Consider the following 18024-nt stretch of genomic DNA (forward strand, 5'->3'; position numbering starts at 1 on the left):
AGTGGAACCTCTAATCAGGCGGCAGCACTTTCGGGAATCAGTTCAACTGGTATGAGAACGTTGCGTTGATGCGCGGGCTGCGCGACGCGCTCTCCACCGGCGCGTCGCCGATCGGTTTGGCCACCGACAAATCCAGGCTGTAGTACTTCGCATCCGAGATCCGGAAGCCGAATGCAATCGACGACAGCTTCGACGGCGAAGGCGTACCCGCATGGAGATACACGCGCGCCATGTCGAACGAGACATACGGCGTGAGGGTGCGCAGAAAGGTGAAACCCGGCGTGAACGGCCGGTTGACTTCGAACATCGCCCCCCAGCCCGAATCCCCCGATGCTTCTCCCGGTTGATAGCCTTGCGCGAAACGTTGCGCGCCGAACGAGATCTGTTCCGAGGTCGGCAGCGAGACGGCGCTGTACTGGCCGGTCAACGAAATCGCCGTGCCGATCTTCATCGGCCACTCGTTGGTTTGCGAAAAGCTTGCGCCGGTCCGCACGAAGTTAATCGACGCCGGATTCGTGACGGACGTGCCAGGAATATTCGAGTCGCCGGATTTCGACGCGCCCAGGATATCAAACGCCTTCGCCACATTGACACTCGCGCGGCGCACCTGGCCCGGTTCCACACTGGCGTAGTCGGCCTGCAACTGCATCACGCGCACCTGCGAGCGCAAGCCGATCTGTGCGCCGCTGTCGTGATTGTTGTAGCGATCTTCGTCGTGCGAGGCATAGACCGAGGCTGTGCCGATCACGCTTTGCCTGTTGTTCAACAGGATCGGATAGGCCAGTGAGCCGCCGACCTTGTCGTTGATGACCGTGCGTTCGATGTAAGCGGGCAGGCCTGGATTGTCGACCGGATTGCCGCGATAGTGCGACGCGTCGATCCTCGCGATCAGTCCGTTGCTGCCAATCGGCACCGCACCGTGGGCGGCGAGATAGGTCACGTTGTCACGGCCCTTCGGCAGCAAGGCGGACACGCTCAGTTGTTCGCCAGGCGCGGTCAGGCCGTTTTCGGTCGCCGTCAGCAAACCTTGCACGCCGGGGTGATTGAAATCGATGCCGGTGCTGACGTCGAACGGTTTGCGGTCCACCTTCAACTCGAGCGTGGTGGCGCCGTCGGTATTTTGCGGCGGCGGCACGTTGGCCGCGACCTTCACGCCGGGCAACAGACCCAGCACGTTGACGTAACGCTCGAAGGTGGCGCGCCGCAACGGCCGGTCGGCGACGATGTGGTCGGCGATCGCGCGAATTTTGTCTTCAACCGCGCCGGCGTTGCCCGTCACTTTGACCGTGGACACGTAGCCTTCCACCACCGTCACGCGCACCACGCCGTCGTCGAACGTCTGCGCGGGAATGAACGCGAACGAGAGCGCGTAGCCGCGGTTCTGATACAACTTCGTGACGCCATTGGCGACCTCGATCAGATCGCCGATGGTGGTGTCTTTGCCGACGAGGGGCGTGAAGCGCTGCGCCACTTCATCGAACGGAATGGACTTCACGCCCTCGACCTGCACGCGCGACGGCGTTAGATGGCGGCTGAGCAGTTCCTGAAGTTGGGGCACTTGCGGCGCGACCTGGACGGTCACGTTCGGGCCCTTGTCGGGCGCCTTGATCTGCGGCAGCGAATCCAGCGGGTTGCCGCCGGCTACCGGACCGGACGGGCGAGACTGCGCGTGTGCTTCTACCTGCATCGCGCTTGCTGCAATCGCCGCGAGCAGGAAGGTCCATTTGCTGCCGTACCCGCGTTTCATCGGATTTTCCTCGTATGCCGTTCTTGTCTTGCGGGCGCGCCACCTGGCCGGGCTGGTTGCGATCGCTTATGTGGCTCGACGCATACTGCCGTGCTTGCAAGTAGTACGTCACGTGCCTTGTGGAGCTTGAGCATGGGCTGCAAAAGCGCGGAGCACGTGATGGGGCAGACCGCTTATGCGCTGCGTAACGGGATGTCTGAAGGACGTCTTGCGCGTGCGGCATCGATGGACGACTGCAAGTACGCCGCCCGTCGGCGCGCTGAGGCCGGTCTGCTCGTCGCTTACTTCTTCGTCAGGCCGCCGACCAGACCGCCGACGAGCGACGTCACCGGGGCCAGCGGATTGCTGTCCGATCCCTTGCCGCTGGTGGTCGACAGCGGCAGGCCGGTGCCGGAGCCGACTGAGGCGGTGGTGGTGGTCGTGGTCGGCGTTGCGGCCGCCATGGTGGTAACACCGCCGAGGGCGCCGGTGACGCTCGACGGCAAGCCGGTGACCGGTGCGAGCGGGCTGCTGCTGCCGGTCGCGCTGCTAAGGCCGTTCGTCACGCTCGAGAGCAGGCCGGTGACGGGCGCCAACGGGCTGGTGTTGCTCGATGCACCGCCTACGGCGCCTGTTACGCCGCCGAGTGCGCTGGTGAGCGGAGCGAGCGGGCCGCTGCCGGTGCCGCCGGTCAGGCCGCCGAGAGCACCGGTGAGCGGTGCCAGCGGATTGCCGCTGGTGCTTCCGGTAAGCAGCCCACCCGCCGATGCGACCGTGGTGCCCGTATCGGTAACCGTGTGGCCGAGAGCAGTCGTGATCGGATTGCCGCCGGTTGCGCTCAGCAGCGTGCCCGCCTGACCGAGTCCGCCGCCGACGGTTGTGAGCAGGGTATTCAACGGCACGCCGAGGCCGGTGGTCGTGCCCACCGTCTGCGTGGTCGCCGCGACCATCGACGTAATCGGCGTGATGGCGGTGCTGAGGTTTTGCGTGATTGGCTGGACCGGACCCGTCGAGAGCGCGGTGGTGAGCGTGCCGCCGCCGTTGGTCGCTGCGCCGCCGATCGTATTGACGACGCCGCCGAGCGGCGTTGTGATGGCCGCCAACGGCGCGAGCGGGCCGCTGCCAAGGCTCGTCACGAGGCTGCCTGCATCCGTCACGGCGCCGCCGACATGACCGGCCACACCGCCCAGGCTCGAGACGGTCGTGCCGACCGCATTGCCGCCGTTGCCGAATTGGCCGAGTCCTTGCGATACACCACCGCCGAGCGTCGAGACCGCCACGCCGACTTGCTGCACGATGCCGTCGGCGGATTGCATCGTTTGCGAGCTGACGCCCGGGAGGGTTTGCGAGCCGATCACGGTGCCGATGCTCGAGACCGTCGAGCCAACGTCGCCGACCACACCGCCGGTGTTGCCTGCCACGGTGCCGAGCGCATTGACGACCGCGGTGGTGCCGCTGCCCGTGCCGGAGCCGCTCCCCGAACCGTTGCTGCCGGTACTGGAGCGGGAGCCGCCCGAGCCCATCGAACCGCTGCCGGTGGTGGACAGGGTGCCGCCGGCAGAGCCGCTACCGTTGCTGTCCGTGCCGGAACTCAGGCTTCCGGAGCCTCCGCAAGCGCCAAGAGAAAGCATCGCCGCTACGCTGGCCGCAATCAGGGTTGCTCTTACCGTGGTGTTGGCCGTTTGAATGTTCATGTCGCCCTCGCATCGCATGTGTTGTTGGGTATCGCTGCGTGACTACCTCTGCACGGGCCGTGCCATTTCGACTGAGCAATGCGGAAGATTTTTTAGCCGGAGGGCGTGAAGCCGGACGCAATATGGCTTTGAGCGATAAATGGAGTGCCGGCTAAATCAGATACGCCCCGTAAAAATGAATTAGCCAAACGTTTGCGAGGACTGCGTAACGTAACGGGACGCACGCGCCGTTACGAAACAAGGCGTAACGCAAGCGCAACGACAGGCCTCGCCCGCTTGGAATGTTCTGTTGAAGCAAATAATTAGTGGACCAAATCTAAATAATGGTTAATCCTATGTGTTGCAACGCACGAACTGCCGTTAATCTGATGGCGTGGCTAAAACGCATGTGCTTTGAGGCTGAGGACACTGAATAATTGCTTAAACATGATTGTTCGGCTATAAAACCCGAAAGCATTACGGATTGACGAGGAGGTGCGTTATCGATCAGACAGCTCATAGACATCTGTTTCATTGAAGCCGGCTGCAAGGCGGTGCTTCGGCAGCGCAACAGGCAATACGCAGGACCAGGAATGAGAGACCAGGGTCCGCAGCGTTGAAGAATCCGTCATCTGAGGCAGCACGAAAACAAACGAAAAAATGAAGTCCGAGGGTAAAAATGAAAAAATTCACCAAACGCTTCCTGCGCGATAACAGAGGCGTGACGGCCATCGAATATGGTCTGATTGCGGGGTTAGTTGTTCTTGTCATCGCTACGTCGGTGGGCAACATTGGGACCAACCTCAACAACGTATTGACCACTCTTGCCAGCAAGATAACCACCCCGTCGACCGGCGGCACGCCCGCGGGTACCGGCGGTTAGCGCGGCAAGGGGATATCTCGTTGGCGTGAGCGAAACACCCTGTTGCACGGGCATCAGGGCATTCGCCGTGCCGCAAATACGCTGTGGTCTTTAATGCGAATTGCAGGCCAATTCGCATTGCTTTGCTTCGCCTGTTGAGTGCGATATGAATGCCTATGTCGGAATGGTGTTATTTGTCTCCTGGGCGGCGGCTGTTGCGATATGCGACTGCCGCAGCAGGCGCATTTCTAATTCGTTGGTGGCCGCCGGTTTAATGGCGGCATGGGGCTGCGCGCTCGCGCAATGCGGCCCATTTGGCGTGTCGATCGCTCAGGCCGGTGTCGGCGCGCTGATCGGCCTGATCGCGCTACTGCCGTTTTTCGCACTCGGCGCAATGGGCGCCGCCGACGTGAAAGTATTCGCTGTACTGGGCGCGTGGTGCGGCGCGCATGCGCTGCTCGGTCTATGGATGGGCGCCAGTCTCGCCGCCGGCTTGCACGCCGTCTGGCTGTTGATCACGACGCGCACTCGCATCGCGGACCTCGGCCGTCACGGCGGCCCGACTTTCGAGTTGAGCGGCAGGGCATCCACGCCGTACGCGGCGTGCCTTACGGGCGCCGCCAGCGCGTGGCTGTTGCTGCTGCCATTGGCCGGAGGCGTGCGATGAAAGGATGGGCGCCCCAAGCCGCAAGTCCGCTGTTCAGGCGAGTCGGTGCGCGCCGGTTGCGGAAGCAGCGCGGCGCTACCGCAGTCGAATTCGCCTTGGTGCTCCCGCTGTTCTTCACGATTCTCTACGCGATCGTCACCTTCAGCCTGATCCTGCTGGCGCAGCAGAACCTGACGCTCGCGGCTGAAGAAGGCGCGCGCGCCGCCCTGAACTGGCAGAGCAACAACTCGGTGCAAAACGCACTCGACAATCGCGGCGCTGCCGCCTGCAAAACCGCGACCCTGGTTGCTTCCCCGCTGGTGCAGAACCTGACATGCACGCCCACTTCCTCGTCATGTGGACCGAGCAACGCGATGAAATGCATCAATGTCGCGTTGAACTACGACTACAGCACGTATCCGCTGGTGCCGAACTTGCCGCTTCTGAGCTTCACGATACCGAAGTCGCTGTCGGGCAGCGCCACGGTACAACTCAACCCGGAGAACATTCAGTGACGCACGCGCCGGCCCTCGGCCTTTCCGCCCGTCGACGCGCGCACGAACGCGCGCACGGCCACGCATCGTTCAACCGACGCCGCGAGCCGTCATGCCGAATCTGACCAAAATTCTTGCCGGCGTGCTCATCGCCGCAGCGGTCGTGCTCGGCCTATTTGCGTGGACACTGGCGCGCCGTCCGGTGCCGGTCGCCGTCACGCCCGCCATGCCAGCGAGTTTCCCGGTGGTGCTGGCGACCCGCACGTTGCCGGCAGGCAAGGCGATCACCATCGATGCGCTGCGCGTGCAGTCGCTGCCGATCAATCCGAGCGGCGCCTTCACCGATCCTTCGCAACTCGTGGGCCGCGTGCCGAGCACCGGAATCGTCGCAGACTCGCCGGTGCTGGAAGCGCAGTTGTCGTCGGGATTGGCGGAGCATGTCGAGCCGGGCGAACGCGCGCTCGCCGTGCGGGTGGACGAAGCTAATGCGGTCGGCAACCGCTTGCGGCCGGGCAATTTCGTCGACGTGTTCTTTACGCTTAAACGCGATGGCAATCTCGGCGGCGGCGCTGAAATCGATCGTACCCAGGCGCGCTTGCTGTTGTCGAAAGTGCGCGTGCTGGCGTTCGGTAACGCAACCGCCGGCGGCGATAGCGCCGGCGACCCGAATGGCATGGTGCGCACGGCGGTGTTGGCCGTGCCGGTTGCCGACGTGGACCGGCTGACGCTCGCCGAGGCCGCGGGCCGTCTGATCTTCGCGTTGCGTAATCCAAAGGATGCCGAAGTAGTTGATCAGAGCGCGTTGCCGGTCTATCCGGGCGTGTTGAAGACGGCTGTCCATGCCGCTGGGGGCGAGCCCGCGCAGGATTCGACCCGCGCCGCGGCCGGCGTGGCGCTCGAGGCCTTGTCGGGAAGCGCCAATCCGGCAGGCGCGGGCGCGCGGCAAGTGTCGCTGCCGCGCGTGCCTTTGCCGGCTACACCTATGGCCGGCAAGACGAACAATACAAAGAGCGGTGTCGAAGTGATACGGGGTGGGCGCGCCGAAACGGTCGCCTGGTAAGCAGTTTCAGGGAGCGGGCGGCCGGACGCGTCCGTGACGACATGACAGAACGGATTTTCGTATTCGGGAAGGCGGCATGCGCGGGGATGGCTTTGCTCGCCCTGTCGGCCACGACCGACGCAGCGGGCCAGACGGTACAGCGGGGGCAAGCCGCGCAGACGATGCAAAGCATGCCTGCGCGGACTGTCGGCCTGACGGTGGGCGGCCAGCAGCCGCTCGCGACCGGTCATGCGCTGCGGAGGGTCGCGATCGGCGATCCGTCGGTGGCGGACGTGCTGATTATTAAGGGTGACAAGCGTGGCGGCGTCTTACTGGTGGGCAAGGCGGCGGGCACCACCAGCCTGATGCTGTGGGAGCGGGACCGCGACGCGCCGCTGACCTACACCGTCAACGTGACGACCGCCGCCGCAGCCTCGCTGCTCGGCCCCGACACGCCGAGCCTGAAGGTGCTCGGCGGCACGGCGGTGGTGTCCGGCTCGTCGGCGACGATGGAATCGCACCAGCGCGCAGTGGTCGCAGCGGAGGGCTCACTCGGCAAGGACGGCGCGGTGTTCGACACCTCGACGGTGGGAAGCCGTGCGGTGGTGCAGGTCGAAGTGCGGGTGGTTGAGTTCAGCCGCTCGGTGCTCAAGCAGGTCGGTTTCAACTTCTTCCGCCAGAACAACGGTTTCGCGTTCGGCACATTCGGGCCCAACGGGGCGACCTCCGCAACCTTGCCGCAGACGCAGTTCAGCCCGACCAGCAGCACGACGGTGGGTCCTGCGCTGGCTTCACCGCTGTCGTCCGCGTTCAATCTCGTGTTCAGTTCGGCGACCCACGGCATCTTCGCCGACCTGAGTCTGATGGAGAGCAACAATCTCGCGCGGGTGCTTGCCGAACCGACGCTAGTGGCGCTGTCGGGCCAAAGCGCCAGTTTCCTCGCCGGCGGCGAGATTCCGGTGCCGGTGCCGCAGGCCCTGGGTTCGACCTCGATCGAATACAAGCCGTACGGCGTCGGACTGACGTTGACGCCGACCGTCCTGAGCCCGCGGCGCATCGCGCTGAAGGTGGCACCTGAAGCGAGTCAGCTCGACTTCACGAATGCCGTGACGATCAGCGGCGTGTCGGTGCCTGCGATCACTACGCGGCGCGCGGACACCACCGTCGAACTCGGCGACGGCGAGAGCTTTGTGATCGGTGGCCTGATCGATCGCGAGACCGCGTCGAATGTGTCGAAGGTGCCGTTGCTCGGCGATCTGCCGATTATCGGCACGTTCTTCAAGCAGTTGAACTATCAGCAGAACGAAAAGGAACTGGTGATCATCGTGACACCGCATCTGGTGTCGCCGCTGGCGAAGGGGGCGACCTTGCCGTCGACGCCGGGCGAGCAGTCCGAACAGCGTAACGGGCCGGTGTGGCGCTCACTGCTGGGCGGCGCGGCGGGGCACGATGCCGTGCCGGGGTTTTCCAGGTGAAGCCGGTGGGCGGCACGGCGGCGCACCGGATTTGTGGGGAAGTGGACCTGCGCGCGGGCGAACCGCGTGCATCTGCTGGCAGGCAGGATGACGCGGTGGCTTCGCAGCCCATGCCGCATAAGGAGGGCCAATATGAACGCGAGAACGCATTCATTGACTGAACGCGCGGTCACCGATTATTTCGTGTTCGCGTCGCTAGCCGACGAACACGTGCATTGGCTCGCCGATACGCTGGTGGGCGCAGGCGCGGTTGAAGCGGCCACACTCGATCCGTCGATGCTGATGCAGCGTATTGCAGCGCTGAACCCGACGCTGGTGTTCGTCGACTTTTCCGGCGGCCGCGCCGCGGCGGCGAGCGCAGCGGCGAACGCGGTGCGCACGGCCTATCCCGGCATGCAGATCGTCGCGCTCGGATCGCTTGCCGAACCGGAAAGCGCATTAGCCGCGTTGCGCGCCGGCGTGCGCGACTTCATCGATCGGTGCGCGCCCGCCGAGGACGCCTTGCGCATCACACGCCAGGTGCTCGACAACCTCGTCGAACCGGTCAGCCGTCATGGCCATGTCACCGCACTGCTGGGCGCGCGTATCGGCATGGGCGTGAGCACGCTGGCCGCGAATCTCGCGGTGCTGCTGCAGCGGCGCGACGTCGCCCAAGGGCGGCAAGCGGCGTTACTCGATCTCGGCTTGCCCGCAGGCGACGGCTCACTGCTCCTCAACACGCGCAGCGAATTCAATTTCGTCGAAGCCGTGCGCAACTTGCGTCGCTTCGATCAGACCTTCGTCCACACCGCGCTGTCGCACCATGCCAGTGGTCTCGCACTCACCACGCTGCCGCCCAATCTCGCCGACATGCGCGAGGTCTCGTACTCGTCTTCGATTGGCCTGCTGAACCGGCTGCGGGCGTTCTTCGACCAGCAGATCGTCGATCTCGGCGGCTTCACCAATAGCGAGTTCATCGCTCACGTCGTGCAGGCCTCCGACGAAACCTGGCTGTTGTGCGATCAGGGCGTGGCCTCGATCGTCTCCGCGGTCGGCGTACTCGACGCACTGCGCGAAGAAGGCGTGGATACGGCGAATGTACGGCTAATCGTCAACAAGTTCGACGCCGATCTCGGTCTCGCTGCCCCGCAGATCGCGCAGCGTCTGGCGATCCCGTTGCTGGCCACACTGCCGGAGCGCCGAGTGGCGCTTGGCCAGGCGGTCAATCAAGGGCATCTGCTGGCCGACGCGGCGGCACGCGATCCTTATGTGCGCGCGCTGGAACCGTTGATCGAACGGCTTGGCGGCGCTGCGCGCGCGGCTGCGCAAGCACGCGGAAAATCCGCGCTTGGTGCCCTCAAGCGCTTCATTCCACCCCCTTACAAGCGGTCATAGACGATGGCAAAAGAAATCGAATTTGCCGACGACGCGCCTTCGTTCGCGCATAGCCAGCAGTTCCAGGACATCAAGAACGCGGCGCACGAACATCTGCTTACGCGCATTGAGGAGCTCGGCTCGGAGTTCGGCCGCTGGTCGCGTAACGCGATCAACCAGTTCGTCGATCTGGAAATGGACAGTTTCGTCCGGCTGCGCCGGATTCCGATCAACGAGAGCGAAGTGCGGTCGATCGCCGAGGCGCTGACCAAGGAGCTGGCGGGCTTCGGCCCGATCGAAGATCTGCTCGCCGATCCGGCCGTCGAAGATATTCTGATCAACGGCTACAACGACGTATACGTATCGCGTCACGGCATGCTGACCAAGATCCCGGTGCGGTTCGCCGACAACGCGCATTTGCTGCGCATCGTGCGGCGCATTCTCGCGCCGATCGGGCGGCGTCTGGACGAATCGAATCCGATGGTCGATGCGCGCCTGCCGAACGGCGGGCGGGTGAATGTGGTGATCGAACCGCTGTCGATCGACGGACCCATTGTCTCGATCCGTAAATTCCGCAAGGATCCGATGCGGCCCGAGGATCTGCTCGCCAACGGCACCTACAACCCGGAAATCGGCGCGCTGCTCGACGCGGCGGTCGCCGCGCGCTGCAACGTGCTGGTGTCGGGCGGCACGAGCTCAGGCAAGACTTCACTGCTCAACGCGCTGGCGTTTCACATTCCCGAGCCGGAGCGGGTCGTGACGATCGAAGACACGGCCGAACTGTCGCTGAACCACCCGCACGTGGTGCGGCTCGAAAGCCGTCCGGGCGGCTTCGACGGCGCAGGCGTCGTGTCGATTCGCGACCTGTTGCGCAATACCTTGCGGATGCGGCCTGACCGCATCATCGTCGGCGAAGTGCGTGGCGGTGAGGTGCTCGAAATGCTGCAGGCGATGAACACCGGCCACGACGGATCGATGGGCACCGTGCATGCCAGTTCGCCGCGCGAGTGCCTGTACCGCCTTGAAATGCTGGCGGGCTTCGCGGGCTTCCAGGGCACCGAATCGAGTTTGCGCCGGCAGATCGCCAATGCGATCGACTTCATCGTGCAGATCGGGCGTCTTTCGAACGGCCGCAGGCGGATTCTGTCGATTACCGAAGTCACGGGTCTGTCGGACAACATCATCGCGACCCAGGAGCTGTATCGCTACGAGCCGGTCGCGACGGCGGAAGGCGATGAACTCGATAACTGGGTCTCGCTCGGCATTCATCCGCACTCGCCGAAACTGGCGCGCTTCCGTCAGACGCTCGGCGGCGATGCACAGGGAAATGGGTTCGGCAGCGCGGGCTTCGGCGCTGGCGGCGGCAGTGGCTTCGGTGGAGGTTTCGGAGGCGGCTTCAATGTCTAGTGCGATCCTGGCCTTTACGTCGCTCGCGCTGCTATGTGCTGCCGGCGCGGTGTTGCTCTGGCAGCGCGGCGCGCAACGCAAAGGCCAGATGAGCGCGCAACGGTATATCGACAGACGTATGGCGTCGGCCGTCCCGACCGTCGTGAGCGCAGGCGCCGCGGACGGTCTGGCGAGCGGAGCGTCCGCCGGTCCACGCGCCTCGGCTGCACGTGCTGCGGCGGCGCCCGTCGCGATCGCACCGCCAGCGCCCCCGGCCGGTGCCGGCTGGCTTGCGCAATGGCGTTACCTGCAAGCACGCCTGCGCTTCACGCTGCAACATGCGATGGCTCGCGCGGGCGTGGCCCACGCAAAGGGGCCGGCTGCCATCGCCGGGGCGATCGTGCTGCTGCTGTGCGGTTGGGGGGCGTTCCTCGGCGGCGCGCTGGCTGCCGGTGCGACGTGGATTGCCTGCGCGATGTTCGTCTATTTCCTGCTGACGGTGCGCGCGAGCAAGCGCCGGCACATGATCGTGCGGCAATTGCCGCTGTTTCTCGATGGCATCGTGCGCCTGATCACGCTCGGCAACAGTGTGCCGGCCGCGTTTCAGGCCTCCTTGCAAACCACTGAAGCGCCGCTGCGTGAATGTCTCGACTACGTGTCACGGATGCTGCGCACCGGCGTCGAAATCGATCGCGCGCTGTACCAGGTCGCCGTGATCTATGGGGTGCGCGAGCTCGAGCTGGTTGGCGCCGTGCTGCGTCTATCGGTCAAATACGGAGGCCGCGCCGATGTGATGCTCGACCGCATGGCGTCGTTCATGCGCGATCTGGAACAGGCTGAGCGCGAGCTCGTGGCGATGTCGGCGGAAACGCGCTTGTCTTCGTGGGTGTTGACCCTATTGCCGATCGGCATAGGCGGCTTTCTGATCCTCTCCAATCCTAAGTACTTCGCGTCGATGTGGGTCGACCCGAGCGGACGATTGCTCGTCTATCTGGCGTTCGCGTTGCAGGTGATCGGAGCGTGGCTGCTGTACCGGCTGGCGAACCTGAGGACATGACGATGCAGGCCCATCAACTCTTCGCAGTCGGACTCCTGCTCGCGGCGCTCGCGCTGCTTCTGATCGCCGGCCTCGTGTTGGCGCGCGTGGCCGCCGTGCGGCGAAGCGAACGCACGCTCAGCCATGCGCTCGACGAACGCGCACTGCGGGCCGCGACACTCGCTGCAATGGCCTCTCGCGGCGCGGACGGCGCGCGAGCTGCTGGGCGACGCGCGCAGCCGGAGGGTTTCAAAGGCGTGCTCGAACGTTTCGCGCATACCGGGATTCGCTGGCTCGATACACCGTTAGGCCGTCAGATCGTCGCCGAGGAAGACCGCCGGCTGCTCGAACAGTGCGGCTTCGTGGATACGCGCACACGTGGCCTGTTTCTCGTGGCGCGGCTCGTCGGCGCGCTGGGGCTGCCGGCACTGGCCGGCACGTTGGCGCGGGGTCATGTCGATGGACTTCGCTACGTGACGCTGGTCGTCATCGCGATGGTGGCAGGTTTCCTGTTGCCGAAGATCGTCCTGAAGCGGCGCGCCGCCAAACGCCGCAACGGGGTGGTCGACGAATTGCCGCTGCTGGTCGATTTGTTGCGCCTGCTGCAGGGCGTGGGCTTGTCGCTCGATCAGAGTCTCCAGGTGATGGTCAACGATTTTCGCGGCATGTTGCCGGTGCTTGCGAGCGAGCTCGAAATCGCGCAGCGCCAGTTCGCCGCGGGCCGCTCGCGCGAGCAGTCGTTGAACCGGCTGGGGACGAGCTACGACAACGAAGATTTACGCGCGGTAGTGCGCCTGCTCGTGCAGGTCGACCGGCACGGCGGCGCCGTGCAGGAGCCGCTCAAGCAATTCGGCGACCGCCTGCGAGAAACGCGCCGCGCAATGTTGCGTGAACGCATTGGCCGTCTCGCCGTGAAGATGACCGGCGTGATGATTCTCACGCTGCTGCCCGCGCTGATGATCGTCACTGCAGGCCCCGGCGTGCTCGCTGTCACGCGTTCGCTGCGTCTCATACAACAGTAAGGATTTCTGCAATGGCCGCCTGTCTGTCGTTTGATTTTTTGAAACCCGCGGTGCGCTGCGCCGTGGCACTGACCGCGTTTTCGCTGCTGGGCGCGTGCGCGTCGAAAGACCCGGTGGGCTATGGCGTCGGCGCGCAGGCCGAGCGCGCGGCCATGGTCCAGCAGGCCAATCGCGATCCGGCGCCGGACACCCCCGGCATGTACCTCGGACTGATCGACCAGATGCAGTCGCAGGAGCTGTACTTCGCCTCGCTTGCGCACATCGACGCGTACGAAAAGCAGTACGGCACGACGCCCGACACGATTTTGCTGCGCGCCGACGCACTGCGCATGACCGATCAGCCGGCCGCCGCGGCGAGCGCTTACGCACAGCTGCTGCAGACGCCGCTTGCCGCACGCGGCTATCGCGGGCTCGGGCTGATCGCCGGGGCGGCCGGCGACTTTGCGAACGCCGCCCAGCAGTTGCAACAGGCCGCGCAACGCGCGCCGACCGATGCGGTGACCTTGTCGGACCTCGGCTATGCACGACTGCGCGACGGCGATGTGAACGGCGCGCGCGTACCGCTGATGAAGGCGGCCGAACTCGATCAAAACAATCCGAAGATCGTCAGCAACGTGGCGCTCTATCTGCTCGCCCACGGCGACCAGGCGCAAGCCATGGCGGTGATGAGTCAGCAGAAGCTGACCCCGGACGTGCGCGCGGCAATTCGCAGCGATGCCGCGAAAGTGGCCGCGGCGGGGCGCGCGCAAGCTCGCGGTGTGCAAACGCAATCACAACGGCAAGTCGGGCAGGCGCGTGCCGGCGCCGGCACCGTCGCGAGCGCGCAGGGCATCGATGCGGCGCCACGGCTGTTACAGCGCTTCGCGCAGTGACCGGTGAGACCCATCAAGGAAGCAGAGATGAAAAACGGCATAAGGAAACGCAACTGGGTGGCGTCGACGCTGTGCATCGGCGCGTTGCTGGGAGCGTCGGCGTCCGCCGTTGCGCAGACGGGCGAGGCCCTGGAGCCGGCGCGGGCCGCGCCGCGGTCGGTGAGGGCAAGCGAGGTCGGTCGCTCAACCCGCGCCTGGCTCGACCTCCAAAGCAGCAACACGCAAGCCGCGCCTGAGTTGCCGATGCTCGGCGCCGAAGCGGGGCTTGCTTACCGGCGCTATATGGAATCGTTCCGTAGCAGGATTCCTGAATTGTATGGTTCCACGCTGAACAACAGCGGCGCAGGCAGCAGCGGCGGCGCAGGCAGCGCGCCGGGCGGACTCGCCGGCGCGAACTGACATGGGCAGCCGCCGACCGTCCGCTGCCGATGTTGTTCGCGCGCCGCGTCCACACGGCGCGCGGCGCGCGGGCGCGGCGGCACGGGCCGGGCGCCGCCAGCATGGCGCGGTCGCCGTGCTGGCGGCGATCTGGTTAAGTGTTGCGCTCGTGACATTAGGCGTACTGGACGTGGGCAACCTGTATTTCACGCGGCGGCAATTGCAACGGACCGCCGATATGGCCGCGATAGCGGGCTCGCAACTGGTCAATAGCTCGACGGGCTGCACGCTGGCGACCAGCGCGGCGACGCAGAGCGCGACGGCCAATGGTTTGCCGTCCGGCGGCACGGTCACGGTCGCGTGCGGCAGGTGGGACACCGCCACCAACACCACGCTGACCACGCCGCCGGGCGACGGCACCGGTTCGCCCATCAATGCGGTGAAAGTGACGGTCCGCGAAAGCGTGCCGCTGTTTTTCATCGGACCGCCGCTCGACGTCGAGGCGTCGGCAACCGCCAAGGCGACCAACATCGGTGCGTTCACGATCGGAACCTCGCTGATTTCGGTGGCGAGCAATGGCTGCACGGCATCGTCCAGCGTCCTCAACAGCGTGCTCGGCGGGCTGCTCGGCATCAACCTGCAACTGGACGCAGTCTCGTATTGCGGCCTCGCCACCACGCGGCTCAGTGTGCGCGATCTGGTGGTGGCCGCCCAGGCGGGCACAGTCGACGGACTGCTTGCACTGCCGGTCTCGGTCGGCAGCCTGGCCGGGCTCATGGTGAAGGCGTTGCAAAAGACCACGATTGCCAATGCCAATCTGTCGACCGCCATTGCCGCGCTCAATACAGTGGCGAGCGTCAACCTGCCGGGCAGCTTCAACATCGGCAATAGCGCATCGAGCTCGGGCTTGCTCGCGCTTGGTCTTGCCAATACGCAGTCCGCGCTGGACGCGACGATCAGCCCGCTGGACGCGCTGGTCGTGGCCGCCGAGATCGCCCAGAAGGGGCAGCCGCCTGTCGATATCGCGGGCGGGTTGAGCCTGCCGGGACTCAGCACGACCTTGCGGGTGCAGGTGATCCAGCCGCCGGTGCTGGCCGTCGGTGAAGCCGGCACGACGCCCGGGAGCACCACGGCGTGGGTCACCAGCGCGCGTTCGGCGCAGGTGCGCGCGTACCTGAAGCTGAATCTGGGCACGTCGTCGTTGCCGTTAGGCTTGCTCGGGGCGCTGATTCCGGTCAATGTCAACCTGCCGCTTTACATCGAGGCGGCGCCGGGAACCGCTGGCCTGAGCGCGACCCACTGTGCTGCGACGCGCGAGGCGAGCCAGTCGGTGATCGGTGTGCAAACCGGTCTCGCGAATATCTGCGTGGGAGATCCGCCCGCCAATCTGTCGGCCTCGAAGCCATTTAGCTGCGGCAACCCCGCCACGCTCGTCAACGTGGCGAATCTGGTGACCGTTCAGGCGGGGGCTTCCGTCGCCCTGGTCAACCCATCGGCCAATCCCGCCTATCTGACGTTCGACGGGGTGGTCGACAACGAATATCAGTCGGTCAATTCAGATTATGCAGGTGGCGTGATTTCCAACGCTCTGGCGGGCCTCGGGACTCAATTGGCCCAGCCGAACGCGTTGAGCATCAGGCTGCTGAACGGGATAAACCTGTCGCTGGGCTCGATTGCCTCACCTATCGTAACGACGCTCGGTCAGACTCTGGCGCCTGCGCTTGCGGGCCTCGACACACTACTCGTTCCCGTTTTGCAACTTCTCGGCGCGCAGGTTGGCGTCAGCACGATTCACGACCTGTCGCTGACATGCGGTGTCGCGCAACTGGTCAACTAGCGTAACCAGGACAAGATGAGAACCACCCCCAAAATCGAGGAACTCGATATCTACGTCTGGGAAGGCAAGGCCGATATCGTCGACCGGGTTGCGCGCTGCATGGCGAGCTTCGAGGTCGAAGTGCTTCGCGCGGACGATATCGCGATCTCGCCTGAACGGACGGCGCTGCGGCCATCGCTGGCGATCATCAGCGTCTCCGTGATCGACAGCGGCGCGCTGATCGTGCGCGACTGGCAGGCCGCGTACGGCGTTCCGGTCGTGTGGGTCGGCGCCGCGCCGCGCGACCACGATCCGACGATGTACCCGTCGGAGTATTCGCACATCCTGCCGCTCGACTTTACCTGCGCCGAATTGCGCGGAATGGTCATGAAGCTGGTGCTGCAAATGCGCGCGCATAGCGCGAGGACGCACGAGCCGGACGCAATGATCGCCCATTCGGAGTGCATGCAGGCGCTGCTGCAGGAAGTCGGCACCTTCGCCGACTGCGACACGAGCGTGCTCGTGCATGGCGAGACCGGCGTCGGCAAGGAGCGCATCGCGCAACTGTTGCACGAAAAGCATACCCGCTACGGGCAAGGGCCTTTTGTCGCTGTGAATTGCGGCGCGATTCCGGACGGTCTGTTCGAATCGCTGTTCTTCGGTCACTCGAAAGGTGCGTTCACGGGCGCGGTGGTCGCGCACAAGGGCTACTTCGAGCAGGCCGACGGCGGCACGCTGTTTCTCGACGAAATCGGTGATCTGCCGCTTTACCAGCAGGTCAAGCTACTGCGCGTGCTCGAAGACAGCGCCGTCACGCGAATCGGCGCGGCCACGCCGGTGAAGCTCGATTTCCGGCTGGTGGCGGCGACCAACAAGCATTTGCCGCAACTCGTGAAGGAGGGCGCCTTTCGCGCCGACCTCTACTATCGGCTTGCGGTGATCGAGTTGAAGATTCCGTCACTGGAAGAGCGCGGCGCGGTCGACAAGATTGCGATCTTCAAGGCGTTCATCGCGCAGATTGTCGGCAGCGAGCGGCTTGCTGCCTTGCCGGACCTGCCGTACTGGCTTGCCGAAGCGGTGGCCGACACTTGTTTCCCCGGCAATGTGCGCGAACTGCGCAACCTGGCCGAGCGGATCGGCGTGACGGTGCGGCAGATCGGCGCGTGGGATGCAGTGCGCCTGCAGCGGCTGCTTGCGCTTGCGCGCACCAGCCAGCCGGTGCCGGCCGAAGTGCCGGTGGATCGCAGCAAATGGGACATGGCCGAGCGCAACCGCGTGCTGGCCGCGCTCGACGCAAACGGCTGGCGCCGGCAGGATACGGCGCTCTATCTGGGCATCAGCCGCAAGGTTTTGTGGGAGAAGATGCGTAAGTATCAAATTTTTGATGAAGAGCCCGAAACACGCGAAAGTGAGTAATAATGAGACAGTTGTACTAAAACAAAAACTGTTCAAGCAGGAATTACATGGACCACAAGTCGAAACTACGACTGATTGCCCTGGCCGCATTCATCGCGTTGGGGGCAGTGCGGGGCGTGCATGCGCAGGCTCTGCCGGCTAGCGGCACGAGCGCTGGCGTCGTTTCCCAGCCGGGTGCGGCAACGGCCTTGCCGGCGACATTGCAGCCTGAACAGGCGCAGACGAACGCATTGACACCGGACGAAGCGAAGCAGTCCGCGGCGGGCAATGTGGCGGAATTGCAGCAGATGATCCACGGATCGGATCTGAGCGAATTGCGCACGACGTACAACGGCAGCTATGGAGCGAGCTTGCTGTTTTACGGCAAAGAGATGACGTACTACGTTGCGTTGTTCCAGCAGAAAAACTTCTGGCGCGTCATCAAGACGCAGGACGCGGCGCGCGCCGACATGATTTACAGGGATTTTGTGCGGCAGACGCAGCAACTGTCGGACGTCGAGATTCGCCGCACGCAGCTGGAAGCGCAGAAGGCGTTCACGGAACGCATGATTGCGTTGTCGCAGGACCGTGCAAACCGCTTGCAGGCTGACCTTGACGTCGCCCATCAGCAGCAGACGATTGTCGCGAACCAGCAGCAGCAGACCCGTGCCCAGGCAACGGCGCTGGCGCAGCAGAAGGCTGCCGCACAAGACCAGCTGCGCGCCACGCAACGCCAGGTTCGCGAACTGCAGCGTCAACTGGAAACCGGCCTGCCTTCGCACTGAGTGCGATGGTCGAGAGACCGGACGGTGGAAGGGCGGAGCGCCTTTGAAAGCGCCGCCCGACCCACT

16 protein-coding genes are annotated in these 18024 nt (G+C 64.7%); 14 read left to right on the top strand and 2 right to left on the bottom strand.

The window, feature by feature from the left end:
* Positions 1-37: 37 nt before the first annotated feature.
* Positions 38-1747 carry a ShlB/FhaC/HecB family hemolysin secretion/activation protein gene (locus ACAX43_RS24935; protein WP_370711064.1) on the bottom strand — a complete coding sequence of 570 codons (1710 nt, stop codon included), beginning with the start codon at positions 1745-1747 and terminating at the stop codon, positions 38-40.
* A gap of 281 nt (positions 1748-2028) precedes the next feature.
* Positions 2029-3420, bottom strand: coding sequence for a collagen-like triple helix repeat-containing protein (locus ACAX43_RS24940; RefSeq protein ID WP_370711065.1), 1392 nt, complete (start codon positions 3418-3420; stop codon positions 2029-2031).
* 658 nt (positions 3421-4078) lie between these two features.
* On the opposite strand from ACAX43_RS24940, the gene ACAX43_RS24945 reads away from it, so the two are divergent.
* The 14 genes from ACAX43_RS24945 (at position 4079) to ACAX43_RS25010 (ending at position 17958) form a co-directional block, all read left to right on the top strand.
* Positions 4079-4282, top strand: coding sequence for a Flp family type IVb pilin (locus tag ACAX43_RS24945; RefSeq protein ID WP_370711066.1), 204 nt, complete (start codon positions 4079-4081; stop codon positions 4280-4282).
* A gap of 145 nt (positions 4283-4427) precedes the next feature.
* Positions 4428-4928: a prepilin peptidase gene (locus ACAX43_RS24950; RefSeq protein ID WP_370711067.1), complete on the top strand. Its 501-nt coding sequence runs from the start codon at positions 4428-4430 to the stop codon at positions 4926-4928.
* Positions 4925-5422 (top strand): TadE/TadG family type IV pilus assembly protein, encoded by a 498-nt coding sequence (locus tag ACAX43_RS24955; protein WP_370711068.1) that lies wholly within the window; start codon positions 4925-4927, stop codon positions 5420-5422. Before ACAX43_RS24950 ends, ACAX43_RS24955 begins: the two co-directional genes overlap by 4 nt.
* A 91-nt stretch (positions 5423-5513) precedes the next feature.
* A complete protein-coding gene (cpaB, locus tag ACAX43_RS24960) occupies positions 5514-6461 on the top strand; it encodes a Flp pilus assembly protein CpaB (RefSeq protein WP_370711069.1) in 948 nt (315 codons plus the stop codon).
* 161 nt (positions 6462-6622) lie between these two features.
* A complete protein-coding gene (locus ACAX43_RS24965; protein WP_370711138.1) occupies positions 6623-7915 on the top strand; it encodes a type II and III secretion system protein family protein in 1293 nt (430 codons plus the stop codon).
* A 132-nt stretch (positions 7916-8047) separates the two neighbouring features.
* Positions 8048-9289 carry a fimbrial protein gene (locus tag ACAX43_RS24970; protein ID WP_370711070.1) on the top strand — a complete coding sequence of 414 codons (1242 nt, stop codon included), beginning with the start codon at positions 8048-8050 and terminating at the stop codon, positions 9287-9289.
* Positions 9290-9292: 3 nt separating this feature from the next.
* On the top strand, positions 9293-10675 hold the full coding sequence (locus ACAX43_RS24975; RefSeq protein WP_370711071.1) for a CpaF family protein: 1383 nt from the start codon (positions 9293-9295) through the stop codon (positions 10673-10675).
* Complete coding sequence (locus ACAX43_RS24980) at positions 10668-11711, top strand: type II secretion system F family protein (RefSeq protein ID WP_370711072.1); 1044 nt, start codon at positions 10668-10670, stop codon at positions 11709-11711. The genes ACAX43_RS24975 and ACAX43_RS24980 overlap by 8 nt, the downstream gene beginning before the upstream one ends.
* A gap of 2 nt (positions 11712-11713) precedes the next feature.
* Complete coding sequence (locus tag ACAX43_RS24985; protein ID WP_370711139.1) at positions 11714-12712, top strand: type II secretion system F family protein; 999 nt, start codon at positions 11714-11716, stop codon at positions 12710-12712.
* Between the two features lie 11 nt (positions 12713-12723).
* Positions 12724-13584 carry a tetratricopeptide repeat protein gene (locus ACAX43_RS24990; RefSeq protein ID WP_370711073.1) on the top strand — a complete coding sequence of 287 codons (861 nt, stop codon included), beginning with the start codon at positions 12724-12726 and terminating at the stop codon, positions 13582-13584.
* A gap of 27 nt (positions 13585-13611) precedes the next feature.
* Entirely contained in the window at positions 13612-13983 is a 372-nt protein-coding gene (locus tag ACAX43_RS24995) for a DUF3613 domain-containing protein (protein ID WP_370711074.1), read from the top strand.
* 1 nt (position 13984) lies between these two features.
* The gene (locus ACAX43_RS25000; protein ID WP_370711075.1) at positions 13985-15799 is read left to right on the top strand and encodes a TadG family pilus assembly protein; all 1815 of its coding nucleotides are present in this window, start codon (positions 13985-13987) and stop codon (positions 15797-15799) included.
* 15 nt (positions 15800-15814) lie between these two features.
* Positions 15815-17194 carry a sigma 54-interacting transcriptional regulator gene (locus ACAX43_RS25005; protein WP_370711076.1) on the top strand — a complete coding sequence of 460 codons (1380 nt, stop codon included), beginning with the start codon at positions 15815-15817 and terminating at the stop codon, positions 17192-17194.
* Between the two features lie 47 nt (positions 17195-17241).
* Positions 17242-17958: a DUF2968 domain-containing protein gene (locus ACAX43_RS25010; protein WP_370711077.1), complete on the top strand. Its 717-nt coding sequence runs from the start codon at positions 17242-17244 to the stop codon at positions 17956-17958.
* Positions 17959-18024 lie beyond the last annotated feature (66 nt).

The organism is Paraburkholderia sp. IW21 (assembly GCF_041321145.1).
Classification (GTDB): Bacteria; Pseudomonadota; Gammaproteobacteria; order Burkholderiales; family Burkholderiaceae; genus Paraburkholderia.